The organism is Halorubrum sp. SD612, assembly GCF_002135005.1.
In genome coordinates this window covers 1-1,161 of record NZ_NEWI01000390.1, presented here as the reverse complement: position 1 = coordinate 1,161, position 1,161 = coordinate 1, and the positions used below count along the sequence as shown (strand labels likewise).

Genomic DNA, 1,161 nt, shown 5'->3' with positions numbered 1-1,161 from the left:
CTGGGGAGGCGTGAGGCTGCGGTGCTGTGCGGTCGGGTGGGAATCGAAGGGGCAGTCGCGAGGCAGGCGCAGGCGACGTAAGCACTGGAGGGAGCGAGCAACGCGAGTGACTGAAGCGCGCAGCGAGCGTGCGCCTGCCTCGCGGCTGGGGCTTCGGTGGTGTTCACCGTCGATCCACAGTCAGCCATTTATAAACGAGCGGCTGGAGCTTCGGTGGTGTTCGTGGCGATCGGAGGTTTATAAATAATATCGTCGTACAGCCGAGCGGCTGGGGCTTCGGTGGTGTTTGCGTCAGCCAGCAGTTTATAAAGAAATTATCGGACGCCCGAATATATTTAAAAGAACCCCGCAAGCCCCAGCGCCTCGATCAGCGGGACGCCGGCGACGAGCGAGCCGATCAGGTAGCCGCCGATCGCGCCGCCATTTAAGAGGGGAAGCCCCGCGTGCGGCCTGCCCTGTATCACCCACCGCATGAGGACGATCAGGCCCGCGAGCGTGCCGACCATCGCGAGCAGCGCGGGGAGGTTGACGCCGAGGAGCGGAACCGACAGGGCCGCCGCCGGGGAGAACGTCGCCGCGCTCGCGATCAGCACCGTCGGGATGACGGCGTCGCCGAGGCCGATGAAGAAGGCGTCGCGGTCGCCGCCCTCAGCGGGACCGTCGTCCGCTTCGTCGAGGCTCGCGTCGTCCTCGCCGTCGGGAATCGCGTCGTCCTCGTCCTCCGAACCGGGTTCGGATGTGGGCTCCTCGCCCACGCCCGACGCCTCCTCGCTGGCCGACTCGCCGTCGAGCAGCGAGTACGACAGCGACAGCGGGATCACCAACACGACCGGGATGTTCAGGTCCATCACGCCCTCCGCGAGCGACAGCATGTGCTCGGTGCCGTAGACCGAGATCGCGTCGTAGACGGCGAGGACGGCGAGCAAGATCAGCGCGGGCAGCAGGCCGAACGAGATGCCGAACAGCCCGGCGGCGCCCGCGCCCATCAACACCCCGGCGGTGTCGATCACGTACCACTCGGGGTAGAGGAGGAGGCCGACCGCGACCGCGACCGCCGGGACGGCGGCCGCGAGCGGCGACACCAGCGCGGCGAACACGTACCACGAGAGCCACGCGGCGGAGCCGACGATCCGCAGCCGGAGCGCCCCGTCGAAGGCGTAC

At 68.0% G+C, this 1,161-nt stretch carries 1 protein-coding gene; it reads right to left on the bottom strand.

Annotation, left to right across the window (positions count from 1 at the left end; translation table 11 throughout):
- Nucleotides 1-335 precede the first annotated feature (335 nt).
- The coding region (locus B9G38_RS17585) for a presenilin family intramembrane aspartyl protease PSH (RefSeq protein WP_143415657.1) at nucleotides 336-1,161 on the bottom strand (826 nt) is incomplete at its 5' end.